This is a genomic window from Nocardioides campestrisoli, from assembly GCF_013624435.2.
Taxonomy (GTDB): domain Bacteria; phylum Actinomycetota; class Actinomycetes; order Propionibacteriales; family Nocardioidaceae; genus Nocardioides; species Nocardioides campestrisoli.
This window is the reverse complement of sequence record NZ_CP061768.1, coordinates 3,192,227-3,217,344: the sequence shown is the minus strand read 5'-3', so window position 1 is coordinate 3,217,344 and position 25,118 is coordinate 3,192,227. Positions and strand designations below refer to the sequence as shown.

The following is a 25,118-nucleotide window of genomic DNA, read 5'->3' as shown; positions in this document are numbered from 1 at the left end:
CTAGGTCCGTCGGTGGTAGCGCAGGGACCCGTCCGGGTGCTGCGTGGTGGTGAATGCCGGGTCGTGGGCCCGTTGGTGGTGCCACGGACACAGGAACAGCAGGTCGTCCAGGTCGGTGTTGCCGCCGTGGCCCCAGGGATCACGCCCGTGGTGGGCCTCGCACCAGGTCGAGGGCACCGTGCACCCCTCCGCGCCGCAGACCCGCTGGGTCAACGTCTTCGCGGTCCGTTGCCCGTCGGTGAAGAACCGCGACGCCCGACCCTGGTCCAGCACCTGCGACTTCGCGCCCAGGACCACGGGGATGATCTGCGCCTGGCAGGCCAGCCTTCTGACCTGTCCCGCCGAGAGGGTGGTGACGTCCTCGCCGTTGCTGAGGATCGACCCCGTGCCGAGCCCGCTGCGTAGGGCTTCCAGGCTCATGGTGACCAGCACTCGGGTCGCCGACCCGCCGTGCGCCGGGACCCTGCTGGGGTCGGCGGCTTCGAGGAATGCGCAGAAGGCCTGCCCGTGCAACCGCTCCTGGGGCAACCGCAGCCCCGTCGCCGGATCCCGGTGGTTGAACGAGCCCAACCCGGTGGCGGCACCGGTGTCCTTGCCGTCGTCCTGCTTCGGCGAGGTCCACGCCTCCAGATACGTCCGCAACCGGGCAGCCACCTGGTCCGGGATCCGCGCCGCCACATCGGTCGCGCCGTCCCCACGCCGGCGGAACGTCAACCTCGTCGCAGCGTTCGCCCGCCGCTCGGCCCGCTCCAACACCTTGCGCTCATGCTCCTCACACGTGGCCGGGGCGACCACCGCCAGGATCCTCGCGCCCAGCGCCTCCAGCTGGGCGGGGGTGAACACGCCCGCGTACTCGACCAAGTGGGCCTCGGCCCTCGCGAGCACATCGTCGGGGACCTCCTCACCCGGCAGCGGGTCGATCACCAACGCCTCCAGCGCCTTCACGATCACCCGTGCCTGGGGCAGGTTCACCGACCCGTCCTCCAACCCCGCGCCCACCCGCTGCCATCGCGAGTCCAACGCTTCGGCGAGCTTCTCCGCCGCCCGCGCGGACCCGTACCCACACCGGGTCCGGCCCGCCACCCAGGTCGCCGCCGACTTCGCCCCGTCCGCCTGAGCCACCCCACCCGGAACCCCGACGACCCCGAGCACCCGCATCCGCAGCCGCTCCAGCTGGTCGACCTGACGGGACAACCCCAGCAGCACCTCCCGCTGCTCACCCTCGGACAAGAACGCCGGGTCCGCGCCCTTCACGCAGTCCAACGCCTCATCCACCAGACCGACCGCACGTGCGATCGGATGACCTACACCCGCCTGCTCCCACATCCCCAGGACCCCCGTCCCCGACGCGCCGAAGGCCCCCGATGAGCTCCCGACACACCCCACTCAACCGGCCACCACCGACAAGACAGACCCCCAGAAGCACCCGTTCCCACATTGTGGACATCTGTTCGAAAAAAGGCACCCGTGTGATCCGATGGAGTTCGGGAGGGGGTCTCGAGGGCGTGAACTTCCTCCATCCCGCGGGCCGCTTCGCGACGCGTCCGGAACGCGACCAGATCACACTCCTGCCTGGTCCGGAAGGTGCTGCGAGCCCTGGGCCGGACGGCCTGACCTACCCTTCGTCCGTGAGCACGACACTCCTGGATCGACGCCCGTGACCGGCACCCTGGTCGCCAAGGGCCTGGCCGGCGGGCACGACCACCGGGTGCTCTTCGAGGACCTCGACCTGACCGTGGCTCCCGGCGACGTGGTCGGCGTGGTCGGCGCCAACGGGGCGGGCAAGTCGACGCTGCTGGAGCTGCTCGCCGGCCGCGCCACCCCGGTCGCCGGCACGGTGAGCACCGCACCCGCCGACGCCTTCGTCGGCTGGCTGCCGCAGGAGCACGAGCGGGTCCCCGGCGAGACGGTGGGCGACTACCTGGCACGGCGTACCGGCGCGGCGGCGGCGACCGCGGCGATGGAGGAGACCGCTGCCCTGCTGGGCAGCGAGGCTCCCGGCGCCGACGACGCGTACGCCGTGGCGCTGGACCACTGGCTGGCCAGCGGCGCCGCCGACCTGGAGGACAGGATCCCCGCGACCCTCGCCGAGCTCGGCCTGGAGACCGGCACCGAGACGCTGATGACCTCGCTCTCGGGCGGGCAGGCGGCTCGGGTCGGGCTGGCGGCGCTGCTGCTGAGCCGGTTCGACGTGGTGCTGCTCGACGAGCCGACCAACGACCTCGACCTCGACGGGCTGACCCGGCTGGAGGCCTTCGTCCGCGGTCTGCGGGCCGGCGTGGTGCTGGTCTCGCACGACCGCGAGTTCCTGGCCCGGTGCGTGACCCGGGTGGTCGAGCTGGACCTGGCCCAGCACCAGGTCTCGGTCTACGACGGCGGGTACGACGCGTTCCTGGAGGAGCGCGCCGTCGCCCGCCGGCACGCGCGCGAGGCGTACGAGGAGTTCGCGGACAAGAAGTCCGAGCTCCAGGCCCGGGCCCGGACCCAGCGCGAGTGGAGCTCGCAGGGCGTGCGCAACGCGATGCGCAAGTCGCCCGACAACGACAAGATCCGTCGCCGCGCGCAGAGCGAGTCGAGCGAGAAGCAGGCGCAGAAGGTGCGCCAGATGGAGTCCCGGATCGCCCGGCTGGAGGAGGTCGAGGAGCCCCGCAAGGAGTGGGTGCTCCAGTTCGACATCGCCGCCGCCCCGCGCTCCTCCAGCGTGGTCGCCACCCTGGACGGGGCGCTCGTGCGGCAGGGCGACTTCGTGCTCGGTCCGGTCTCGCTCCAGGTCAGCGCGGGCGACCGGATCGGGATCACCGGGCCCAACGGCGCCGGCAAGACCACCCTGCTGAGGCTGCTGCTGGGCCACCGGGCCCCGGACGAGGGCCGGGCGTCCCGGGGCGCGAGCGTCGCGGTGGGCGAGATCGACCAGGCGCGGTCCGGGCTGGCCGAGGAGCTGCCGCTGGGCGACGCCTTCGAGGCGGTGGTGCCCGAGCTGACCTCGGGAGAGGTGCGCACGCTGCTGGCCAAGTTCGGTCTCAAGGCCGACCAGGTGAACAGCACGGTGGGTCGGCTCTCCCCGGGGGAGCGGACCCGGGCGGCGATGGCGCTGCTGCAGGCCCGCGGGGTCAACCTGCTGGTCCTCGACGAGCCGACCAACCACCTCGACCTCCCGGCGATCGAGCAGCTCGAGCAGGCCCTGGACTCCTACGACGGTGCGCTGCTCCTGGTCTCGCACGACCGACGGCTGCTGGAGAACGTCCGTCTCGACCAGCGCTGGCATGTCGAGGACGGCCGGGTCGCGCTCGGCTGAGCCTCAGCTGCGGCCGACCCGCAGCTCGGCCGCCACCACCTGGCCGGGCTCGATCCCCTCGGCACGTCGTACGGCGTCCTTGAGCGGCATCAGGTAGCGGCCGTCCTTCGGGAAGAGCCCGGTGCTGAACTCCGTGTCGCCGACCCGGACGACCACAGGAACCTGGCCCCAGTACTCCATCCCCTTGGCGGCGGCCTTGATGTCGGCGCTCTCGTCCTCGGGGATGGCGAGGAAGTAGTAGGGCGCCGGGCCACGCCACTCGACGACCGGTCCCTCGAGCTCGAACTCCATGAGGACTTCCTACCGGATCCGGCCGCCCGGGGTCAGAGCACGGGACGGCTGAACGCGCGCAACAGGTGGTGCGGAGCGGTGTCGCCCGGCACGGGACGACCGGCTCGCACGTCCTGGACGAAGGTGGAGAACCCCTCGGCCTCCCGGGCAGCGGCTCCGCCGAGGTCGCGGAAGCTCATCGCCCAGTCGGGGAAGGCGCGCTCGGTGATCTCGTCCTCGAACGCCACGTAGATGCCGCGGTGCCGACGGTCCAGGCAGATCCGGTCGAAGGTCCGGCGCACCTGCTCGGCCGGCCCCTCGAGCGCCTGGGCGAAGCTGCCGTCGTGGTAGAGCAGCATGCCGGTGATGTCGTCGGCGGCGTTGCGCGGGCGGACGGTGGCGAGCAGCTGCTTCAGGTCCGCGGCCGAGAACTCGGTGGTGGCGGAGCTGAAGTAGGTCAGGCTGAACAGCATGCGGTCCTCGGGTCGGGGAGGAGGGGCGGCCCTCGATCCTCTCCCGGCGGCGGGGTGGGGCGCAGGCCATTGGCCCGATTGCGCGGCTCAGGTCGCCTGCGCGACTCCTGCGGCGATCAGCCCCTGGCCGGCGGTGTAGGTGGTCATCACCAGGGACTCCAGGAACGGCGACGGCTCGTCGCGCAGGAACATCTGCGCAGCCAGCACCGTGTCGGAGATGACGAACAGTGCGGTGCCCGCCTTCATCGTCCTCCGGGCCCGCGCCGGCAGTGCCGGGTCGAGCATGCAGGAGGTGGCGAACATGCCCGACAGGATGGTGGCGTAGGCGGCGACCGGGACGCGCAGCGCCGGGTCCTTGCGCCCCGCCGCGTGGCTCAGCACCGGACCCGCGGTCAGCCAGACGGCGAGTGCGGCCTTGAGGCCCGCGGTGTCGTGGTCCGCGGGCGCCCCGCGCACCGAGAGGAAGGCGCCGACGTACGCGACGTGGGCGCCGAAGAAGGAGCCGACCCCGGTGAGGAACGCACGCTGGCCGCTCCCGAGCAGCGCCACGTCGCCGCCCCAGGAGAAGGCCTGCCCGACCGCGGTCCCGGTGTGCAGCACCCTGGTCCCCGGACGGGGACCCTCCCGGGTGCCGGCCAGGAAGGCGGTCGTCAGCGCCGGCATCAGGGCCGGCTTGAGGACGTGCCGCAGTCGTCGGGCCGAGGTGCTCCTGCGTCCGGCCGCGATGCTGTCGGCGACCGACAGGGCGGCGTAGGCGGCGGCAGGCAGCAGGGGCGTCAGGGCGCGGCGGAGTCTCATGCCGCACATCCTGCGCGACGGACCGCGCTCAGGTCCGCGTTTCCGGCCCTCACGAGGCCGGTGTGTCTGCTCCCAGCACCTGCTCGCGCAGGATGTCGGCGTGGCCGCAGTGCTGGGCGAGCTCGCGCAGCACGTGGAGGTAGACCCACCGCAGCGGCAGCGGGCCTCGGCGGTTGCCGGGCAGCAGGTCGTCCGGGCCCAGGCCCGCGACCGCTGCGCGCGAGGCGCGGCAGGCGGCCCGGTGAGCCTCCTGCACGCCGGCGATGGTGTCACCGTCGTCCAGGTCGAAGGACTCGTCCGGGCCCGCCTCGATGCCCAGCTCGTCGCGGGGGCGCCCGGTGACGGCCTCGGAGAACCAGACCTTCTCGACGAACGTCGCGTGCTTGACCAGACCCAGCAGCGTGGTCTTCGACGCCACCAGTGATCGGCGGGCCTGCTCCTCGCTCAGTCCGTCCAGGCAGGAGCTCAACGCATCCCGGTGCTGGTCGAGGAACGTCTCGGCCTGCACCTGCACGGACTCCCCGATGACGTCCTCGGGAGCACGGGCGGGGGCGGTGGTCACGGGGCCGTCCTGGCACGGTGCAGCACCGAACGGAACATCTCGCACGTCCGCTCGACCGCGGTCTGGGCGGCGGGGGAGTGCCGGCCCATGTCGACGAAGCCGTGGATCAGCCCCGCGAACTCCTCGACCAGCACCGGCACGCCCGCGGCGGCCAGGGCCTCGGCGTACGCCGTGCCCTCGTCGCGCAGCGGGTCGAACTGGGCGACCACCACGACGGCGGGTGCGAGGCCCGCCAGCTCCCCGCGCAGCGGGGAGAGTCGGGGGTCGGCCGGGTCGGGGAAGTCGCCGAGGTAGTGCTGGGCGAACCAGGTCATGGTCGGGGTGTCGAGGAAGTAGCCCTCCGCGTTCTCGGTGCGCGAGGGGAGCTCGGAGAGCATGTCGGTGCCGGGGTAGATCAGCAGCTGAGCGCCCAGCGCGACCCCTTCGTCCCGGAACGTCTGCGCGACGACCGCGGACAGGTTGCCCCCGGCGGAGTCGCCCGCCACCGCCAGCACGTCGTTGCCGCCGAGGTCGGCCAGGTGCTCCGCCGCCCAGTGCGCCGCGGCCAGCGCGTCGTCCAGCGGGGCCGGGAAGGGGTGCTCGGGGGCGAGCCGGTAGTCGACCGAGACCACCACCGCGTCGCACAGGGTGGCGAGCGTGCGACAGGTCAGGTCGTGGGTGTCCAGGTCGCCGACCACCCAGCCCCCGCCGTGGAAGAAGACCACGGTGGGCAGATCACCGGCGTGTGGCCGGTAGAGGCGGGCGTCGAGCTCGCCCTCCCCGCCGGGCACCCGGATCTCCTCGACGCTCTCCACCGCCGGCACCGCCGCCGGGTCACGGAGGTCGACGGTGAGCGTGCGGAACATCCGCCGCGCCTCGGCGGGGGAGACCTCGTGCATCTTCGCGCCGGCGCTGTCCATCATGGCCAGCAGTCCGGCGAGCTGGGGGTCCAGCCCGGGGTCGCGGCCGGGCGCAGGTGCGGCGGGGACGTCGGTCATCTCGGCTCCTCGGTGCTCAGGCGTGCTCGGTCGGGGCGGGGTGGCGGGCCATCTCGGCCTTGGCCAGCGAGTTCTTGTGCACCTCGTCCGGGCCGTCGGCGAAGCGCAGCGTGCGGATCCCGGCGAACGCGGAGGCCAGCGGGAAGTCCTGGGAGAGACCGCCGGCGCCGTGCACCTGGATCGCCCGGTCGAGGATCTCCTGGACCACCTTCGGGGTGGCGATCTTGATCGCCTGGATCTCGGTGTGCGCCCCGCGGTTGCCCACGGTGTCCATCAGCCACGCGGTCTTGAGCACCAGCAGCCGCAGCTGCTCCACCGCCACCCGCGACTCCGCGATCCACTCCCGCACCACGCCCTGCTGGGCCAGGGAGCGGCCGAAGGCGACCCGCGACTGCGCCCGCTCGCACATCAGCTCGATCGCCCGCTCGGCGATCCCGATCGAGCGCATGCAGTGGTGGATCCGGCCCGGGCCCAGCCGGGCCTGGGCGATCGCGAAGCCGGCGCCCTCCTCGCCGACCAGGTTGGCCACCGGCACCCGCACGTCGGTGAACCGCAGCTCGGCGTGACCGCCGTGCTCGTGGTCGTCGTACCCGAGCACGTGCATCGGCCGGACCACCTCCAGGCCGGGGGTGTCCCGCGGGACCAGCACCATCGACTGCTGGCGGTGCCGCGACGCCTCGGGGTCGGTCTTGCCCATCACGATGAAGATCTCGCAGTCGGGGTTCATCGCCCCGGTGATCCACCACTTGCGGCCGTTGATCACGTAGTCGTCGCCGTCGCGCACGATGGAGCACTCGATGTTCGTGGCGTCCGAGGAGGCGACGTCCGGCTCGGTCATCGCGAACGCCGAGCGGATCCGCCCGTCGAGCAGCGGCTCCAGCCAGCGCTCCTGCTGCGCCGGCGTGCCGAACATGTGCAGCACCTCCATGTTGCCGGTGTCCGGCGCCGCGCAGTTCATCGCCGCCGGGGCGAGGTGGCCGCTGCGGCCGCTGATCTCCGCCAGCGGGGCGTACTGCAGGTTGGTCAGCCCGGCGCCGTGGCCCTGCTCGTCGGCCGAGACCGGGAGGAAGAGGTTCCACAGACCGCGCTTGCGGGCCTCGGTCCGCAGCTCGCCGAGCACCGGCGCCTGGGTCCAGGCGAACGGGTCGTCGAGGGCGGCGAGCTCGGTCTCGAACCGCTGCTCGGCGGGGTGGACGTGGGCGTCCATGAAGGAGAGCAGCTCGTCCTGCAGCTCTCGGGTGCGCTCGTCGAAGGTGAAGTCCATGTCAGCCCTTTCGTCAGGAGATGAGGTCGGCTCGTCCGGTGGCCGCGGCGAGCCCGGCGGCGAGCAGCGGCTCGACGGCGTCGCCGATGGCGTCGAAGCCGCCGCCGACGGTCTGGCCCGCCTGGTGGCGGTGGTTGATCCCCTCGAGGATCACCGCGAGCTTGAGGTGGGCCAGGCCCAGGTGGAAGCCCATGTCGCCGCCCGGGCCGGCCGTCTCGCGCCCGCCGGCAGCGACGTACGAGGCGAGCTGCTCCTCGGCGCTCGGGTAGCCCGGCGCGGTGCTGGCGTCGGCGAGCGGCAGGTCGCCGATGAGCCGGGGGAGGTTGTCGTAGGTCAGCAGCAGCGCCAGGTCGGTGAGCGGGTCGCCGAGGGTGGCCATCTCCCAGTCGACGACCGCCTTGACCGGCCGGTCGTCGTCGGCGACCGAGAGCAGGTTGTCGAGCCGGTAGTCGCCGTGCACGATGCCGGCCGCGCCCTCCGACGGGACGTGGTCGGCCAGGTGCGCCAGCAGCCGGTCGGCGTCGGGCAGCTCGCGGGTCCTGGACCCTTCCAGCTGCTTGCCCCAGCGGCGCACCTGCCGCTCGAGGAACCCCTGCGGGCGACCGAACTCGGCCAGCCCCACCTCGGCGGGGTCGACGGTGTGCAGCGCGGCGAGCACCTCGATCATCGCCTGGGCGAGGTGCGCGGTGCGCTCGGTGCCCAGCTCGGTGAGCTGGGCGGCGCTGCGGTACGGGGTGCCTGCGACGCGTTCCATCACGTAGAACCGCGCACCCAGCACCGACTCGTCGGAGCACAGCGCGAAGGTCTGCGGCACCGGGACGTCGGTGCCCGCGAGCGCCGTCATCACCGTGTGCTCGCGGCCCATGTCGTGCGCGGTGGCCTGCACGTGGCCCAGCGGCGGACGGCGGACGATCCACCAGGAGTCGCCGTCGGTGACCTCGTAGGTCAGGTTGGACTTGCCGCCGGCGATCAGGCGGGCCGTCAGGTCGCCGACCCGGTCGGCGGCCAGCTGGTCGGGACGCTGTGCGGCGTACCAGGCCCCGAAGGCGTCGAGGTCCAGGCCGGGGACGCCGTCGTGCTGCAGCTCGCTCACGAGGTCGCCCCCGTCCGCTGGTCCAGCCCAGCCTGCAGTCGGCGCATGCCGCGCAGCCAGCGCTCGTTCTGGGTGGCCCGGGCTGCGTAGTAGTCGGCCACCTCGGGGTGGGGGAGGACCAGGAACCGGTCGTCGGCCAGCGACTCGACCCAGGCGTCGGCCACCTGCTCGGGGGTGAGCGCCACGTCGTGGGAGAGCAGCTCCTTGAGCGGACCGGACTGCTCCAGCATCCGGGTCTGCACGCCCTGCGGGCAGATCGCCTGCACGGTGATCCCGCGGTGGCCGTAGGTCGCCGAGAGCCACTCGGCGAAGCCGACCGCCGCGTGCTTGGTCACCGAGTACGGCGCGCTGCCGAGCATCGTCAGCAGTCCCGCCGCGGAGGCGGTGACCACGAACCGGCCGCCTCGCCCGTCGGCCAGCCAGCCGGGCACCAGCGCGCGGGCCGCCCGGACGTGGGCCATCGTGTTGACCTGGAGCATCCGCTCCCAGACCTCCTCGGCCACCTGGAGGCTGTCCTGCCCGGTCTCGTGCGCGGCGTCGATGCCGGCGTTGGCCAGGAAGACGTCGATCCGGCCGAGCGCCTCCTGCGCCTGCGACACCAGGTCGGCCACGCCCTCGACCGAGGCGCAGTCGCCGGGCACGGCCGTGCCGCCGATCTCCTCGGCGACCGCGGTGACCGCCTCGGCGTCCAGGTCGTTGACCACCACCCGGGCGCCCTCCGCGGCCAGCCGGCGCGCCAGCGCCCGGCCGATGCCGTGTCCCGCACCCGTGACCACGGCGCCCGCGCCGTCCAGGAGGCCGGCCATCAGACGCCGCCGGTCAGCGTCAGCCCGCCGTCGACCACCAGGGTCTGGCCGGTCAGCCAGGCGGCCTCGTCGGAGAGCAGGAACGCCACCACGCTGCCGATGTCCTCCGGCACACCGAGCCGCTTGAGCGGGTAGGACGAGGCGACCTCCTCCTCCCGGCCCTCGTAGAGCGCGCTGGCGAAGCGGGTCTTCACCACCGCCGGGGCGACCGCGTTGACCCGGATGTCGGGGCCCAGCTCGACGGCCAGCGACTCGGTGACGCTGATCAGCATCGCCTTGCTGGCGCCGTACATGGTGATCCCGGGCGCGGGCTTGGTGCCGGCGACCGAGGAGATGTTGACCACCGAGCCGCCGTGCTCGCCCATCCACGCCCGGTGGGCCGACTGCACCCAGGCCAGCGCGCTGATCACGTTGGTCTCGACGATCTTGCGCGCGGCGTCCAGGTCGATCTCGACCATCGGCCCGTAGACCGGGTTGATGCCGGTGTTGTTGACCAGCAGGTCGACGCTGCCGAAGGTCTCGAGGGTGCGGGCGACCACCTCCTCCCGGTGGCTCTCGTCGCTGGCGTTGCCGGCCACGCCGATCGCGTGCTCGGGTCCGCCGAGCGCGGCCACGGCCTCCTCCAGCGCCTCCGCCTTGCGGGCGGTCACGCAGACGCGTACGCCCTCGGCGACCAGCCGCTGGGCGATGCCCAGCCCGATGCCGCGGCTCGCGCCGGTGATGATCGCGGTCTTGCCGTTGAGTCCGTGCACGTGCTGTCTCCTGCGATGTCGGTCCGGTGGTGGGACGGCTCCCTCAGGGTTGCCCCCTGACTAAGCGCTTGCTTACTATCTCTGGCATGGCCGACCCCGTCAATCCCCCCGGCGCGCCCTCCGCGAGGGGACGCGACGCCCGAGCCCGGCTGCTCGACGCCGCGGTGCAGGCCTTCGCCGCGCGCGGCTTCCACGGCACCACCACGCGCGACATCGCCTCCGCAGCCGGCATGAGCCCGGCGGCGCTCTACGTGCACTACGGCTCGAAGGAGGAGCTGCTGCACGAGATCTCCCTGGCCGGGCACCGCACCGCGCTGGGCATCTGCGAGCAGGCGGTGGCCGCCTCCGAGCAGCCGGCCGAGCAGCTGCGGGTGCTGGTCCGCGACTTCGTCCGGCACCACGCGGCCAACAACACCGTGGCCCGGATCGTCAACTACGAGCTCGGCGCCCTCGCCCCCGAGCACCGCGCGGAGATCGACGGCCTGCGGCACGCGATGGACATGCTGGTGCGCGACCTGGTCCGGCGCGGCGTGCGCGACGGGGAGTTCGACACCCCCGAGCCGGCGGTGACCGGCGCCGCCCTGCTCTCGCTGGGCATCGACGTCTCCCGCTGGTACGCCGCCGGCGGCTGGAGCCCGGACCAGGTCGCCGACCACTACGCCGAGCTGGCGCTGCGCATGGTCGGAGCCAGCGGGTCCAGCCCGGGGTAGCCGTCGACCCCGGCGGCCAGCTCGGTCAGGTGCCGCCGGCCGTCGCCCAGCAGGTGGTCGAGCGCGGTGAGGTGGGCGGTGATGTTCCCGACCAGGTACTCCGCGGTCATCCCGATCCCGCCGTGCAGCTGGACCGCCTCCTGGCCCACGTGCCGGCCGGCCCGGCTGGTCTGCAGCGCCGCCCGGGTGACCGCCTCGTGCGTCAGTGCCGGGTCGGCCCCCGACGCGACCACCATGGTGGCCCAGGCGACCGTGCTGCGCGTCAGCTCGAGCGAGACGTACATGTCGGCCGCCCGGAAGTTGAGCGCCTGGAAGGTGTTGAGCGGCACGCCGAACTGCTTGCGGCTCTTCAGGTACGCCGTGGTGGTCTCCAGTGCCACGGCCATCCCGCCCAGCGCCTCGTGGCAGGCCGCGATCCGGCCCAGGTCGAGGACCGAGGCGAGTGCGGCCGAGGCGTCGACCCCCGGCTCGCCCAGTGGGGTCGCCGCCGTGCGGTCCAGCTCGACCCGGGAGACCCGGGACCCGTCGTAGGCCCGCGAGGTGGTCCGGGTGACGGCGTCGCCGTCGACCAGGAAGAGGCCGGTGCCGCCCTCAGGCAGCTCGGCGGAGACGACCAGCCGCTCGGCGTCGCCGCTCAGCACCGGCTCCTTGACCCCGGTCAGGGTCCACGCGTCCCCGCTGCCCTCGGCGCGGGTCGGTGTGCCCCCGTCGTGGTGGGCGAGCGCCAGCCGGAGCTCGCCCGAGGCGAGCGCGGCGATCAGCTCGGCGCGCTGGGTCTCGGTGCCCGCGGCGGCCACGGCGCCTCCGCCCAGCACCACCGCGGCCAGGAACGGCTCCGGGGCCAGGACCCGCCCGATCTCCTCGGCGACCAGGCCGATCTCGACCGGCCCGGCGCCCATCCCGCCGTACTCCTCGTCGAAGGCCAGGCCGAGCACGCCCATCTCGGCGAGCTGGCGCCACAGGGTCTCGTCGAAGCCGGGCTCGGCGCGCACGGTGCGCCGCCGCTCCTCGAAGTCGCCGTACTTCTTGGTCAGCAGGGCCCGCACCGCGTCACGGAGGGCGACCTGCTCGTCGTCGTGGGTGAAGTCCATCGGATGCTCCCTACAGTCCCAGGATCGTGCGGGCGATGATCTGGCGCTGGATCTCGTTGGACCCGCCGTAGATCGACGCCTTGCGGTAGTTGAGGTAGACCGGTGCGGCCCGGCGGGCCCACAGGGGTACGTCGGAGCCCTCGGCCGCCGTCGGCACCAGCGACGCCGGTCCGGCCAGGTCGACCATCAGCTCGCTGACCGCCTGCTGGAGCTCGGTCCCGCGCAGCTTGAGCACGCTGCTGGCCGGGTGCGGCGCGCCCCCGGCGGAGTGGGCGACCACGCGCAGGGCGGTCAGCTCGAGGGCGAGCAGCTCGTTCTCCAGCTCGGCGATCCGAGCCCGGGTGAGCGGGTCGGCCAGCTGGTCGCCGGCGAGTGCCTTGGCCCGGGCCAGCATCCGCTTGACCATCGCCACCGGCGCCACCCCGACCCGCTCGTTGCCGAGCAGGAACTTGGCCATCGTCCAGCCCTGGTTGACCTCGCCCACCAGGTTCTCGCCCGGCACCCGGACGTCGGTGAACCAGACCTCGTTGACCTCGTGGCCGCCGTCGATCAGCTCGATCGGCCGGACCTCCAGGCCGGGGCTGGTCATGTCGATGAGCAGCATCGAGATGCCCAGCTGCTTCTTGGCGTCGGGGTCGGTGCGGACCAGGGTGAAGATCCAGTCGCCGTACTGGCCCAGGGTGGTCCAGGTCTTCTGCCCGTTGACGATCCAGTCCTCGCCGTCGCGCACCGCGGTGGTGCGCAGGCCGGCCAGGTCGGAGCCGGCGTCGGGCTCGCTGAACCCCTGGGACCACCAGATGTCCAGGTTGGCGGTGGCCGGCAGGAAGCGCTCCTTCATCTCCTGGGAGGCGAACTGCGCCAGCACCGGGCCGATCATCGAGGTGTTGAAGGGCAACGGCGCCGGCACCCCGGCGCGCACCATCTCCTCGTGCCACAGGTGCCGCTGCAGGTCGGTCCAGTCCCGGCCGCCCCACTCGGTGGGCCAGTGCGGGACCGCCAGCCCGGCGGCGTTGAGCGCGCGCTGGCTCTCCCGGATCATGTCCGGGCTGATCTCCTGGCCCTCGAGCACGGCGGTGCGGATGGAGGCGGGAACCTCGGTGGTGAAGAACTCGGCCATCTCCTGACGGAATGCCCGGTCCTCCGTGGACAGCTCAAGCCGCATCAGCAGCCCCTCTCGCGTCGACTCCGCCCATCATCTGCTGGGCGGAGGTCCCAGGACCATGTGCGCAGCGCCCAAGGCGGCCAGAAGGTTCAGGCCAGCCGCACCGGCAGGGCCTCCAGGCCGTAGACGATGGAGAGCTCGGTGAACCGGAGGTCCGCGGGGTCGCTCACCTGCATCGCGGGGAACCGGCGGGTCAGGCCGACCAGTCCGGCGCGCAGCTCCATCCGGGCCAGCTCGGCGCCCACGCAGCGGTGCATGCCGTGCCCGAAGGCCAGCTGACCGCCGGGTGCGGCGAGCGGGTCGAAGTCGCCACGGTCGGGGCGCACCGCCGGGTCCCGGCCGGCGGCCGAGAGCGAGACAACGACGAGGTCGCCCTGGCTCATCGGCACCCCCGCCACGGTCACCGGGCGGCGGGCGAAGCGCGGGAAGGCCACTTGCACGGGGCAGATGTAGCGCAGCAGCTCCTCGACCACCGCGTCCACCTGCTCGGGCGAGCCCGTGCGCACCAGCTCGTGCGCCACGGGGTCGCGGGAGAGGACGTAGGCCCCCAGGGAGAGCATGCTCGCGCTGGTCTCGTAACCGCCGACGAAGACCCCGTCGGCCAGGCCGCCGATCTCGACGTCGTCCAGCTCGTGACCGTGCTGGGCGATGATCCCGGCCAGCAGCCCGTCGGGCAGGAAGGGGGAGCGGCGCTCGCGCGCCACCAGGTCGATCAGGAACTCACGGGTGCCCGCGGTGGCGGCGAAGGGGCCCAGCCCGCCGGTGGTCAGGTCGAACCGGGCGCTGCCGCGGCGCCGGAACTCCTCCCGGTCCACCTCGGGCAGCCCGAGCAGCTCGCAGATCACCCGGAAGGGGACGGCGAAGCCGAAGCGCTCCACGAGGTCGACCTCGGGGCCGTGCGCCTCCAGGTCGTCGAGGCAGTCGGCGACCACGCGCGAGACCGCCTCGTCGAGCCGGGCCAGCCGGCGACGGGTGAACTCCGGGGTCAGCACGCGGCGCAGGCGCTGGTGCTCGGGGTCGTCGGTCATGCCCAGGCCGCCGATCTGCTCGGCCGGGGTGCGCCCCTGCCGGCCGAAGAGGTGGCGGACGTCGTTGCCGAAGGAGTCCGAGTCCGAGAGCACGGTCCTGGCCGCCGCGTGCCCGGTGACCAGCCACACGTCGGTGCCGAGCAGCCGGGCCAGCCGGACCACCTCGCCGCGGGAGCGGGCCTCGGCGAGCGCGGGGACCGGGTCCAGCGCGTCCCGCTGGAGCGGGAAGCGCCAGGCCGCGGGCACCGCACGGAGCGAGGAGACGTCGATCCCCTCGGCCCGTCGGGCGGCGAGTCGGAGGGCGGTGCGACGCATCCGCGTGCGCATCGACGGCAGCAAGGTTGTCATGGTGGAAGTGAAGAGTAGTCGCGACGCCGTCGCGTCGGGGGAGTCCCCGGACCTTGCCCCGGGGTTGTCGAGGTGCGTCCGGGGTCCTTCTCGGGGGAGGATCCCTGGGTGGGTCATGTCGAGGTGTCCGGGGTCCGGTACGAGCTGCCCGACGGGCGTGTCCTGCTGGAGGACGTGTCGTTCCGGGTCGGCGACGGCGCCAAGATCGCCCTGGTGGGGGCCAACGGCGCGGGCAAGACGACCCTGCTGCGGCTGGTCACCGGCGACCTCGAGCCGCACGGCGGGGCGGTGACCCGCAGCGGCTCGCTGGGGGTGATGCGGCAGCTGGTGGGCCACGGCGGCAGCGACGAGACCGTCGCGGACCTGCTGCTCTCGGTCTCGCCGGCGTCGGTACGCCGGGCCGCGGCCGCGGTGGACGCCTGCGAGCGCGCGCTGATGGAGGTCGACGACGAGCCGACCCAGATGCGCTACGCCGCGGCCCTGGCCGACTACGCCGACGCCGGTGGGTACGACCAGGAGGTCGTCTGGGACGTCTGCACGGTGCGGGCGCTGGGCGTGCCCTACGACCGGGCGCGGAACCGGCTGCTCGGCACCCTCTCGGGCGGCGAGCAGAAGAGGCTGGTGCTGGAGTACCTGCTGGCCGGCCCGGACGAGGTGCTGCTCCTCGACGAGCCCGACAACTACCTCGACGTGCCCGGGAAGCTCTGGCTGGAGGAGCGGATCCGCAGCTCGCCCAAGACGATCCTGTTCGTCAGCCACGACCGCGAGCTGCTGGCAAACACCGCCACCCGGATCGTCACCGTCGAGCTGGGTCACGCGGGCAACCTGGTGTGGACCCATGCCGGCGGCTTCGCGACGTACAACCGGGCGCGCGAGGAGCGGTTCCTGCGGTTCGAGGAGCTGCGCAGGCGGTGGGACGAGGAGCAGGCCAAGCTGCGCACGCAGATGCTGATGTACAAGCAGAAGGCGGCGTACAACTCCGACATGGCCAGCCGCTACCAGGCCGCGCAGACCCGGCTGCGACGGTTCGAGGAGGTGGGCCCGCCGACCGAGCAGCCCCGCGAGCAGCAGGTGGTGATGCGGCTGCGGGGCGGACGCACCGGCAAGCGCGCCGTGGTCTGCACGGGCCTCGGACTGACCGGGTTGATGGAGCCGTTCGACCTCGAGGTCTGGTACGGCGAGCGGGTGGCGGTGCTGGGCAGCAACGGCTCGGGCAAGTCGCACTTCCTGCGCCTGCTCGCCGCCGGGGGCACCGACCCGGAGGTGGCGAACCGGCCGGTGGGCGAGGTCCGGCCGGCCCCGGTGCCGCACACCGGCGTGGCCCGGCTGGGAGCCCGGGTGCGGCCGGGCTGGTTCGTCCAGACCCACGACCACCCCGAGCTGGCGGGCCGGACGCTCCTGGAGGTGCTGCACCGCGGAGAGGTCGGGCCCGACGGCAGCGGTCGGGCCGGCATGGGGCGGGAGCAGGCGAGCCGGGTGCTGGACCGCTACGAGCTGAGCGCCAGCGCCGAGCAGCGCTTCGAGCAGCTCAGCGGCGGCCAGCAGGCCCGGTTCCAGATCCTGCTCCTGGAGCTCTCAGGGGCCACCCTGCTGCTGCTCGACGAGCCCACCGACAACCTCGACGTGCAGTCCGCCGAGGCGCTGGAGGCGGGGCTCGCCTCCTTCGAGGGGACCGTGGTCGCGGTCACCCACGACCGCTGGTTCGCCCGGGGCTTCGACCGGTTCCTGGTCTACGGGTCCGACGGCCGGGTCTACGAGACCGCCGAGGCGGTCTGGGACGAGACCCGGGTCCGCCGGACCCGTTGAGAGAGGACTGGCTCTCAGTCGGCGTCGGAGTCGAGCACCAGGTCGACGGTGCGCTCCTCGCCGTCGCGCATCACGGTGACCTTGACCTCGTCGTCGGGACGGTAGGTGCGCACCGTGGCGACCAGGTCGTCGGCGCTGTCGATCACCTCGTCGTCGACCTTGGTGATCACGTCGCCGGACTCGAGCCCGGCCTTGTCGGCGCTGGACCCGGAGGTCACGTCGCCGACCAGGGCGCCGAGCGAGGAGGAGTCGGAGGAGGCCGAGGCGTCGGAGACCTGGACGCCCATCCGGGCGTGGGTCGGCGTCTCGCCGTCGGCCATCTGCTCGACCACGGGCATGATCTCGTCGATCGGGATGGCGAAGCCGAGGCCGATCGAGCCGCCCTGGCCACTGACGTTGCTGGTGGCGGTGCGGATCGAGGAGTTGATGCCCACCACGCGGCCGCTCAGGTCGACCAGCGGGCCTCCGCTGTTGCCGGGGTTGATCGCTGCGTCGGTCTGGATCGCGGGGTACGTCGTGGAGTTGCCCTGACCGTCGGAGCTGACGTTGACCGGGCGACCGAGCGCGCTCACGATGCCGCTGGTGACGGTCGCGTCGAGGCCGAACGGAGAGCCGATGGCGACCACCTGCTGGCCGACGCGGAGGTCCGCGGAGTTGCCGATCGTGGCCGGGGTCAGGCCGGAGACGTCCTTGGCCTGGATCACCGCGGTGTCGGTGAGCGGGTCGGCGCCGAGCACCTCGGCCTCGGCGCGGGTGCCGTCGTCGAAGGCGACGCTGATCGTGCCGCCGGACGAGACCCCGGAGATCACGTGCTCGTTGGTGAGGATCTGTCCGTCCTCGGTGAGCACGATGCCGGAGCCGGACCCGGCGCCGTTGGCGCCCGAGACGTCGATGCGAACCACGGAGGGCAGCACCTGGTCGGCGACCCCCTCGACCGACCCGCGGCCGGCCTGGGGAGTGTCCTTGTCGATCACCGGCGGGGCGACCTCGGAGCTGGCGGAGGAGGAAGAGGAGGAGTCGTCGGCGATCCACTCCTCGTGGATCGCGGCCCCGCCGAGACCGGCGAGACCACCGACGACGAGGGCACCGGTCAGCACGCCGGCGACCAGGCCGGTCCGTCCACCGGGACGGCGTCCGGCCGGGCCGGCAGGGGCGTTCCCCTGCGGCGGCATGGCCTGGGTGTCGTGCAGTCCGAAGGGCGACTGCGCACGCGGAGGCTGCTGTCCCGGAGCCTGCTCGGGGTCGGGAGAGCTGCCGTAGAAGCTGGGCGGCGGTGTGTCACTCATGGCTCCTACTGTGCCAACCGCTCCTGAGACCGGGCTGAGACCGGGCTGGAAGAACGATGTGACTCCGGGCGTGCCGGCCGCATGCACACGCGCCGCGTGCAGGGCGGACCCTGCACGCGGCGCGTGTGATGGTGAGACGGGTGCTGCGTGGAGCCTGCGGCTCAGGCCCAGCGCTCGGAGGCCGGGACGAAGTCCAGGCCGCGCTCACCGGTGTAGATCTGCTTGGGCCGGGCGATCTTCTGCTCCTTGTCCTGCACCAGCTCGAGCCACTGCGCGAGCCAGCCGGGGGTGCGGCCGATCGCGAAGAGCACGGTGAACATCTCCGGCGGGAACTGGAAGGCCTCGTAGATCAGGCCCGAGTAGAAGTCCACGTTGGGGTAGAGCTTGCGCTTGACGAAGTACTCGTCCTCCAGCGCGATCTTCTCCAGCTCCAGGGCGATGTCCAGCAGCGGGTTGGTGCCCGTCACCGCGAAGACGTCCTCGGCCGACTTCTTGATGATCTTGGCCCGCGGGTCGTAGTTCTTGTAGACCCGGTGACCGAAGCCCATCAGCTTCTCGTCGCCGTTCTTCACCCCGGCGATGAAGTCCGCGATGTTCTCCTTCTTGCCGATCCGGCGCAGCATCCGCAGCACCGACTCGTTGGCGCCGCCGTGCAGCGGGCCGTAGAGGGCACCCACGCCCGCCGCGACCGCGGAGTACGGGTCGACCTGGGTCGAGCCCACCGAGCGGACGGCGTTGGTGGAGGCGTTCTGCTCGTGGTCGGCGTGCAGGATGAACAGCGTGTCGAGCGCCTTCACCAGGCGCTCGTCGGCGTGGAAGCTCTTCTCGCTCATCTTGAAGAGCATCGAAAGGAAGTTCTCGGTGTAGCTGAGCTCGTTGTCCGGGTAGACGAACGGCTTGCCCTGGGCGTGCCGGAAGGACCAGGCGCCGAGGGTGGGCATCTTGGCGATCATCCGGACGATCTGCATGTGCCGGTTGTCGCCGTCGGTGATGTTGCGGGCGTCGGGGTAGAACGTCGACAGGGCGCCCACCGAGGCCATCAGCATGCCCATGGGGTGGGCGTCGTAGCGGAAGCCCTCCATGAACGTCTTGATGTTCTCGTGCACGAAGGTGTGGTAGGTGATCTCGTGCACCCAGTTCTCGTGCTGGTCCTTGGTCGGCAGCTCGCCGTGGATCAGCAGGTAGGCGACCTCGAGGAAGCTGGACTTCTCAGCCAGCTGCTCGATCGGGTATCCCCGGTACTCCAGGATCCCCTTCTCGCCGTCGATGTAGGTCACCGCGCTGCGCGTCGAGGCGGTGTTCACGAAGCCGGGGTCGTAGGTGGCCAGGCCGGGGTCCTCGCCCACCCTGATCTGCCCCAGGTCCGCGGCGCGGATGGTGTTGTCGGTGATGGCCAGCTCGTACTCCGTACCGGTGCGGTTGTCGCGTACGGTGAGGGACTGGTTGGATGCGCCGGCGGTGGCCGGGGCATCGGTGGCCGGTGCGTCGGTCACGTCGGCTCCTTAGCACGTATTCTCACGTCATCGGGTCCGTCCCAACTTAGTCCTCGCTGTCTCGCGCCGGTAGCGGGGGGTCCGCTGGACGGCCATGCGACCTCACGGGATTTGGTCGCCCGTCCGCCGGGTGCGTAGACTCGTGCGTCGCGACTCCTGCCGCGCCCGGACCCCGTACGACGGGTCCAGGTGCAGACCCGGACAGTCCCTCGGCCCCGTGCCGGTGGCAAGCCGGGCAGTGTTCGTCAGAAGCCGCAGCAACACCACCGGTCTGGACACCTCCAGCCCGGCCCTACGAACGAGAAGGTTCTCGCCGTGCGTACGTACAGCCCGAAGCCCGCTGACATTCAGCGCGAGTGGCTCGTCATCGATGCTGCTGACGTGGTCCTGGGACGCCTTGCCGTCCAGACCGCCAACCTCCTGCGGGGCAAGCACAAGCCCACCTTCGCGCCGCACATGGACATGGGTGACTTCGTCATCATCGTCAATGCGGACAAGGTCGCCCTGTCCGGCAACAAGAAGGTCACCAAGATGGCCTACCGCCACTCCGGCTACCCGGGCGGTCTCTCCGCCACGCCGTTCGGTGAGCTGCTGGAGAAGGACGCCCGCAAGGCGATCGAGAAGGCCGTCTGGGGCATGCTCCCCAAGAACCGGCTCGGCCGTCAGATCCTGAAGAAGCTGAAGGTCTACGCGGGTCCCGACCACCCGCACGTGGCCCAGCAGGCCAAGCCGTTCGAGATCTCCCAGGTCTCCCAGTAATTTTCAAGGACGAGTGAGGAATTACCGTGGCTGAGACCACCGAGAACACCCAGACCGAGGTCGAGGAGACCTTCGAGACCAACGAGCAGGGCGTCGCCTACAGCTCCGAGTCCGCGCCGTCGGCGGACGCGCCGCTGCGCCCCGCCACGATCGCTCCCGCGCAGGCCACCGGCCGGCGCAAGGAGGCCGTCGCCCGGGTCCGCATCGTGCCGGGCACCGGCGAGTGGACCGTCAACGGTCGCACCCTGGACTCCTACTTCCCCAACAAGCTGCACCAGCAGGTCGTGAACGAGCCGTTCGCCAACCTGCAGCTCGAGGGCCGCTTCGACGTCATCGCCCGCATCCACGGCGGCGGCATCACCGGTCAGGCCGGCGCCCTGCGCCTCGGCGTGGCCCGCTGCCTCAACGAGATCGACGTCGAGGCCAACCGCCCGTCGCTGAAGAAGGCCGGGCTGCTGACCCGCGACGCGCGCGTCATCGAGCGCAAGAAGGCCGGTCTCAAGAAGGCCCGCAAGGCGCCGCAGTTCAGCAAGCGCTGATCCTGGTTCCGTGGAGTCCTCGACGAAGCGACTCTTCGGCACCGACGGGGTCCGGGGCCTGGCCAACGGTCAACTGACCGCTGAGCTGGCCCTGGACCTCGCGGTGTCTGCGGCCCACGTGCTGGTCGAGCTCAAGGAGTTCGAGGGCGACCACACGGCCCGGCCGCTGGCCGTGGTCGGCCGCGACACGCGCGTCTCCGGGCAGTTCCTGGAGGCCGCGGTGGTCGCCGGGCTGGCCTCGGCGGGTGTCGACGTGCTGCTGCTCGGCGTGCTGCCCACGCCCGGCACCGCCTACCTCACCGACGCCCTGGGGGCCGACCTCGGCGTCATGCTCTCGGCCTCGCACAACCCCATGCCCGACAACGGCATCAAGTTCCTGGCCCGTGGCGGCCACAAGCTCGACGACGCCATCGAGGTGGCGATCGAGCGCCGGATGGGCGAACCGTGGGCCCGCCCCAAGGGCGCCGGCGTGGGCCGGGTGCGCGTCTACGAGACCGCCGTCGACGAGTACGCCGCCCACCTGGTGCGCACCCTCGGCGCCCGGCTCGACGGGCTCACCGTGGTGCTCGACTGCGCCGCGGGCGCGGCGTACCAGGCCGGACCCCGGGCCCTGCACGCCGCGGGGGCGACGGTCATCGCGCTGCACGCCGAGCCCGACGGCACCAACATCAACGACCAGTGCGGGTCGACCCACCCCGACTCGCTGCGCGCCGCCGTGGTCGAGCACGGCGCAGACGTCGGCTTCGCCCTGGACGGCGACGCGGACCGCTGCCTGGCGGTCGACGCCGAGGGCAACCTCGTCGACGGCGACCAGATCCTGGCGATCCTGGCGATGGCGATGCAGGAGGACGGCACGCTCGCCCGCGACACCGTGGTGGCGACCGTGATGAGCAACCTCGGCTTCGTCCAGGCCATGCGCGAGCACGGCGTGGGCGTGCGGCAGACCAAGGTCGGCGACCGGTACGTGCTCGAGGCCATGAGGGTCTCCGGCTACAACCTGGGCGGAGAGCAGTCCGGCCACGTCATCCTCAGCGACCACGCCACCACCGGTGACGGGATCCTCACGGCGCTGCACGTGCTGCAGCGGATGGCCCGTACGGGGCGCTCGCTCCAGGAGCTGTCCTCGGTGATGACCCGGCTCCCGCAGGTGCTGGTCAACGTCGCGGGCGTCGACAAGGCGCGCGCCGACGAGGACGCGGTGCTGGCCGCCGCGATCGCCGAGGAGGAGGCGCTGCTGGGCGACCGGGGCCGCATCCTGCTCCGCCCCTCGGGCACCGAGCCGCTGGTCCGGGTGATGGTCGAGGCCCCCAGCGGCGAGGAGGCCGAGGCGGTCGCCTCCAGGCTTGCCGAGGTCGTGCGCAGCCAGCTCGCCCTCTGAGGCGGCCCGCACGCCGGGCTCAGAGCTTGCGGAGCCTGACGTAGCGGACCGAGTGGTCGACGTCCTTGCGCAGCACCAGGGTCGCCCGGCTCCGGGTCGGCAGCACGTTCTGGTCGAGGTTCGGCCCGTTGATGGAGTCCCAGATCCGCAGCGCCTCGGCCTCCGCCTGCTCGCGCGTGAGCGCGGCGTACTTGCTGAAGTAGGAGCCCGGGTCGCGGAACGCGGTCTCGCGCAGCCGCAGGAACCGCTCGACGTACCAGCGGCGGATGTCGGAGGTGGCCGCGTCGACGTAGACGCTGAAGTCGAAGAAGTCGCTGACCGCCAGGCTGGTGCGGCCGTCCTCGCGCACCCGGGCCGGCTGGAGGACGTTGAGCCCCTCGACGATGACGATGTCGGGCCGCTTCACCACGACCTTCTCGTCCTTGACCACGTCGTAGACCAGGTGGGAGTACGTCGGCGCCTCCACCTCGTCGCGACCGGACTTGATGTCCACGACGAACTTCAGCAGTGCGCGCCGGTCGTAGGACTCCGGGAACCCCTTGCGCTGCAGCAGGCCGCGTCGCTCCAGCTCGGCGTTCGGCAGCAGGAACCCGTCGGTGGTCACCAGGGCCACGTGCGGGTGCTCGGGCCAGTGCGCCAGCATCTGCTGGAGCACCCGGGCGGTGGTGGACTTGCCGACCGCCACCGACCCGGCGATGCCGATCACGAACGGCGTGCGCGGAGGGTGCCGGCGGTGCAGGAAGGCCTCCTGCTTGCGGTGCAGCCGCCCGGCGCTCTCGACGTACATGGAGAGCAGGCGTGAGAGCGGCAGGTAGACCTGCTCCACCTCGCCCAGGTCCAGGGAGTCGCCCAGACCGCGCAGCCGGTCGATCTCCTCGGGCGTGAGCGGGTTGTCCGCCGCCGGCGCCAGGGAGGCCCACGCGGCCCGGTCGAGCTCCACGTACGGCGAGGACTCGTCGCCGGAGAGTGACATGCACGGCATTGTTGCAAAGCCTCCTCGCACTAGACTCACCGGCCATGTGCGGAATCGTGGGGTACGTCGGTGCCCGTCAGGCCCAGGACGTGGTTGTCGAGGGGCTCCGGAGGCTCGAGTACCGGGGGTACGACTCCGCGGGGATCGCCCTGGTGCACGACGGGAGGGTCGCCTCCGCCAAGCGCGCGGGCAAGCTGGTCAACCTGGAGAAGGAGGTCGCCGGCAACCCGCTGCCGACCTCGAGCACCGGGATCGGCCACACCCGCTGGGCCACCCACGGCGCCCCCAACGACGCGAACGCCCACCCGCACCTGGGCCGCGAGCGCCGGGTCGCGGTGGTGCACAACGGCATCATCGAGAACTTCGCCCAGCTGCGCGGCGAGCTTGAGGCGGTCGGCCACGAGATGAGCTCGGAGACCGACACCGAGGTCACCGCCCACCTGCTCGAGCTGGAGGTGCAGGCCGGTCACGACCTGACGGTCGCGATGCAGCGCGTGTGCTGCCGGCTGGAGGGCGCCTTCACCCTGGTCGCGGTCGACGGGGCCGACCCGGACCGGGTGGTCGCCGCCCGGCGCAACTCGCCGCTCGTGGTGGGCCTGGGGGAGGGGGAGAACTTCCTCGGCTCGGACGTGGCCGCGTTCATCGAGCACACCCGCGAGGCGATGGAGCTCGACCAGGACCAGGTCGTGACCATCACCCGCGAGGGCGTCGAGGTCAGCGGCTTCGACGGCTCGCCCGCCCAGGGCCGGCGCTACCACGTCGACTGGGACCTGACGGCCGCCGAGAAGGACGGCCACGACTGGTTCATGCGCAAGGAGATCTACGAGCAGCCGCGCGCGGTCGCCGACTCCCTGCTCGGCCGCCGTACTCCCGAGGGGCTGCTCCAGCTGGACGAGATGCGGCTCTCCGACGACGAGCTGCGCGAGGTCGACAAGATCATCATCATCGCGGCGGGCACGTCGTTCTACGCCGGGATGGTCGCCAAGTACGCGATCGAGCACTGGACGCGGATCCCGGTCGAGGTCGAGCTGGCCAGCGAGTTCCGCTACCGCGACCCGATCCTGACCCAGTCGACCCTGGTGGTGGCGATCAGCCAGTCCGGGGAGACCGCGGACACGCTCCAGGCGATCCGGCACGCGCGGGTGCAGCGCGCCAAGGTGCTGGCCATCTGCAACACCAACGGGTCCACCATCCCGCGCGAGTCCGACGGGGTGATCTACACCCACGCGGGTCCGGAGATCGGCGTCGCCTCCACCAAGGGCTACCTGACCCAGCTGGTCGCCTGCTACCTGCTGGCGCTCTACCTCGCCCAGGTCAAGGGCACCCGGTTCGGCGACGAGATCGGGGAGGTGATGGACCAGCTGGACCAGATGCCGGCCCACATCGAGACGGTGCTCGCCAACGACCAGCAGGTCTACGACCTGGCCCGCGACCACTTCGACAGCTCCTCGGTGCTCTTCCTCGGCCGGCACGCCGGCTACCCGGTGGCGCTGGAGGGTGCGCTCAAGCTCAAGGAGCTGGCCTACATCCACGCCGAGGGCTTCGCTGCCGGCGAGCTCAAGCACGGGCCGATCGCCCTGATCGAGGACGGCCTGCCGGTCCTGTGCATCGTGCCCCCGCGCGGCCGCGACCAGCTGCACGCCAAGATGCTCAGCGGCATCCAGGAGGTGCGGGCCCGCGGGGCGCGGACCATCTGCCTGGCCGAGGAGGGCGACGAGTCGATCACGCCGTACGCCGACGAGCTGATCCGCCTGCCGCAGGTCCCGGTGCTGCTCCAGCCGCTGGTCGCGGTGGTGCCCCTGCAGCTCTTCGCCTGCGAGCTGGCCACGGCGATGGGCCACGACGTCGACCAGCCCCGCAACCTGGCCAAGTCCGTCACGGTCGAGTAGGCCGCGCGGTGGCCGTGATCGGGGTAGGGGTCGACGTCGCCGACGTGGCACGGTTCGAGGCCTCGCTGGGACGTACCCCGGCGTTGCGCGGCCGCCTCTTCACCGCGCAGGAGTCGCAGTCGAGGACGCCGCGGTCCCTGGCCGCCCGGTTCGCCGCTAAGGAGGCGCTCGCCAAGGCGCTCGGCGCACCGCCCGGGCTGGACTGGCACGACGCCGAGGTGGTCTCCGAGCCCGACGGCCGGCCCCGGTTCGAGCTGCGCGGCACGGTGGCTGCCCGGGCCGCCGAGCTGGGGGTCGAGGGCGTGCACGTCTCGCTCTCCCACGACGCCGGGATCGCCACCGCGATGGTGGTGCTCGAGGGATGAG

At 72.2% G+C, this 25,118-nt stretch carries 24 protein-coding genes; 8 read left to right on the top strand and 16 right to left on the bottom strand.

The window, feature by feature from the left end:
* A complete protein-coding gene (locus tag H8838_RS15050; protein WP_185994700.1) occupies positions 1-1,275 on the bottom strand; it encodes an HNH endonuclease signature motif containing protein in 1,275 nt (424 codons plus the stop codon).
* Positions 1,276-1,657: 382 nt separating this feature from the next.
* Here H8838_RS15050 and H8838_RS15045 point away from each other — a divergent pair, with 382 nt between their 5' ends.
* Positions 1,658-3,295, top strand: coding sequence for an ABC-F family ATP-binding cassette domain-containing protein (locus H8838_RS15045; protein ID WP_185994701.1), 1,638 nt, complete (start codon positions 1,658-1,660; stop codon positions 3,293-3,295).
* Positions 3,296-3,298: 3 nt separating this feature from the next.
* On the opposite strand, the gene H8838_RS15040 is transcribed toward H8838_RS15045, so the two are convergent.
* From H8838_RS15040 to H8838_RS15000, 9 genes are all read right to left on the bottom strand, one after another.
* Positions 3,299-3,586, bottom strand: a complete 288-nt coding sequence (locus H8838_RS15040; protein ID WP_181312672.1) for a DUF1905 domain-containing protein — start codon at positions 3,584-3,586, stop codon at positions 3,299-3,301.
* Between the two features lie 32 nt (positions 3,587-3,618).
* Positions 3,619-4,038: a BLUF domain-containing protein gene (locus tag H8838_RS15035; protein ID WP_181312673.1), complete on the bottom strand. Its 420-nt coding sequence runs from the start codon at positions 4,036-4,038 to the stop codon at positions 3,619-3,621.
* Between the two features lie 87 nt (positions 4,039-4,125).
* The gene (locus tag H8838_RS15030; protein ID WP_181312674.1) at positions 4,126-4,836 is read right to left on the bottom strand and encodes a lysoplasmalogenase; all 711 of its coding nucleotides are present in this window, start codon (positions 4,834-4,836) and stop codon (positions 4,126-4,128) included.
* A gap of 49 nt (positions 4,837-4,885) precedes the next feature.
* Positions 4,886-5,398: a DinB family protein gene (locus tag H8838_RS15025; protein ID WP_181312675.1), complete on the bottom strand. Its 513-nt coding sequence runs from the start codon at positions 5,396-5,398 to the stop codon at positions 4,886-4,888.
* Positions 5,395-6,375 carry an alpha/beta hydrolase gene (locus H8838_RS15020; protein WP_185994702.1) on the bottom strand — a complete coding sequence of 327 codons (981 nt, stop codon included), beginning with the start codon at positions 6,373-6,375 and terminating at the stop codon, positions 5,395-5,397. Before H8838_RS15020 ends, H8838_RS15025 begins: the two co-directional genes overlap by 4 nt.
* A gap of 16 nt (positions 6,376-6,391) precedes the next feature.
* Positions 6,392-7,639, bottom strand: coding sequence for an acyl-CoA dehydrogenase family protein (locus H8838_RS15015; protein WP_181312677.1), 1,248 nt, complete (start codon positions 7,637-7,639; stop codon positions 6,392-6,394).
* Between the two features lie 13 nt (positions 7,640-7,652).
* On the bottom strand, positions 7,653-8,732 hold the full coding sequence (locus tag H8838_RS15010) for a phosphotransferase family protein (RefSeq protein WP_181312678.1): 1,080 nt from the start codon (positions 8,730-8,732) through the stop codon (positions 7,653-7,655).
* Positions 8,729-9,538, bottom strand: coding sequence for an SDR family NAD(P)-dependent oxidoreductase (locus H8838_RS15005; protein ID WP_181312679.1), 810 nt, complete (start codon positions 9,536-9,538; stop codon positions 8,729-8,731). The genes H8838_RS15010 and H8838_RS15005 overlap by 4 nt, the downstream gene beginning before the upstream one ends.
* Complete coding sequence (locus H8838_RS15000; protein ID WP_181312680.1) at positions 9,538-10,290, bottom strand: SDR family oxidoreductase; 753 nt, start codon at positions 10,288-10,290, stop codon at positions 9,538-9,540. The genes H8838_RS15005 and H8838_RS15000 overlap by 1 nt, the downstream gene beginning before the upstream one ends.
* 86 nt (positions 10,291-10,376) lie before the next feature.
* Between H8838_RS15000 and H8838_RS14995 the strand changes: the two genes are divergently transcribed.
* Positions 10,377-11,000, top strand: a complete 624-nt coding sequence (locus H8838_RS14995) for a TetR/AcrR family transcriptional regulator (RefSeq protein WP_185994703.1) — start codon at positions 10,377-10,379, stop codon at positions 10,998-11,000.
* Here the strand turns inward: H8838_RS14995 and H8838_RS14990 are convergent.
* The 3 genes from H8838_RS14990 to H8838_RS14980 all read right to left on the bottom strand — a co-directional run bounded on the left by H8838_RS14990 (position 10,946) and on the right by H8838_RS14980 (position 14,629).
* Positions 10,946-12,091, bottom strand: a complete 1,146-nt coding sequence (locus tag H8838_RS14990) for an acyl-CoA dehydrogenase family protein (RefSeq protein ID WP_181312682.1) — start codon at positions 12,089-12,091, stop codon at positions 10,946-10,948. The genes H8838_RS14995 and H8838_RS14990 overlap by 55 nt on opposite strands.
* Positions 12,092-12,101: 10 nt before the next feature.
* A complete protein-coding gene (locus tag H8838_RS14985; RefSeq protein ID WP_185994704.1) occupies positions 12,102-13,253 on the bottom strand; it encodes an acyl-CoA dehydrogenase family protein in 1,152 nt (383 codons plus the stop codon).
* An 89-nt stretch (positions 13,254-13,342) separates the two neighbouring features.
* Positions 13,343-14,629: a cytochrome P450 gene (locus tag H8838_RS14980; RefSeq protein ID WP_224766161.1), complete on the bottom strand. Its 1,287-nt coding sequence runs from the start codon at positions 14,627-14,629 to the stop codon at positions 13,343-13,345.
* A gap of 108 nt (positions 14,630-14,737) precedes the next feature.
* Between H8838_RS14980 and H8838_RS14975 the strand changes: the two genes are divergently transcribed.
* On the top strand, positions 14,738-16,435 hold the full coding sequence (locus tag H8838_RS14975; protein WP_185994705.1) for an ABC-F family ATP-binding cassette domain-containing protein: 1,698 nt from the start codon (positions 14,738-14,740) through the stop codon (positions 16,433-16,435).
* 14 nt (positions 16,436-16,449) lie between these two features.
* Here H8838_RS14975 and H8838_RS14970 read toward each other — a convergent pair whose 3' ends face one another.
* Positions 16,450-17,721 (bottom strand): S1C family serine protease, encoded by a 1,272-nt coding sequence (locus H8838_RS14970; RefSeq protein ID WP_224766160.1) that lies wholly within the window; start codon positions 17,719-17,721, stop codon positions 16,450-16,452.
* Positions 17,722-17,882: 161 nt separating this feature from the next.
* A complete protein-coding gene (locus H8838_RS14965; protein ID WP_181312685.1) occupies positions 17,883-19,214 on the bottom strand; it encodes a citrate synthase in 1,332 nt (443 codons plus the stop codon).
* Positions 19,215-19,529: 315 nt separating this feature from the next.
* Here H8838_RS14965 and rplM point away from each other — a divergent pair, with 315 nt between their 5' ends.
* The 3 genes from rplM to glmM are packed head-to-tail and all read left to right on the top strand — an operon-like array spanning position 19,530 to position 21,890.
* A complete protein-coding gene (gene rplM, locus H8838_RS14960; protein ID WP_181312686.1) occupies positions 19,530-19,973 on the top strand; it encodes a 50S ribosomal protein L13 in 444 nt (147 codons plus the stop codon).
* 26 nt (positions 19,974-19,999) lie between these two features.
* A complete protein-coding gene (gene rpsI / locus H8838_RS14955; RefSeq protein ID WP_181312687.1) occupies positions 20,000-20,512 on the top strand; it encodes a 30S ribosomal protein S9 in 513 nt (170 codons plus the stop codon).
* A 10-nt stretch (positions 20,513-20,522) separates the two neighbouring features.
* Positions 20,523-21,890 (top strand): phosphoglucosamine mutase, encoded by a 1,368-nt coding sequence (glmM, locus tag H8838_RS14950; protein ID WP_181312688.1) that lies wholly within the window; start codon positions 20,523-20,525, stop codon positions 21,888-21,890.
* A gap of 19 nt (positions 21,891-21,909) precedes the next feature.
* On the opposite strand, the gene coaA is transcribed toward glmM, so the two are convergent.
* Entirely contained in the window at positions 21,910-22,863 is a 954-nt protein-coding gene (coaA, locus tag H8838_RS14945; protein WP_181312689.1) for a type I pantothenate kinase, read from the bottom strand.
* Between the two features lie 44 nt (positions 22,864-22,907).
* Here coaA and glmS point away from each other — a divergent pair, with 44 nt between their 5' ends.
* On the top strand, positions 22,908-24,752 hold the full coding sequence (gene glmS, locus H8838_RS14940) for a glutamine--fructose-6-phosphate transaminase (isomerizing) (protein ID WP_185994706.1): 1,845 nt from the start codon (positions 22,908-22,910) through the stop codon (positions 24,750-24,752).
* Positions 24,753-24,760: 8 nt separating this feature from the next.
* Positions 24,761-25,117 (top strand): holo-ACP synthase, encoded by a 357-nt coding sequence (locus H8838_RS14935; RefSeq protein ID WP_181312691.1) that lies wholly within the window; start codon positions 24,761-24,763, stop codon positions 25,115-25,117.
* The last annotated feature ends 1 nt before the right edge of the window (position 25,118 follow it).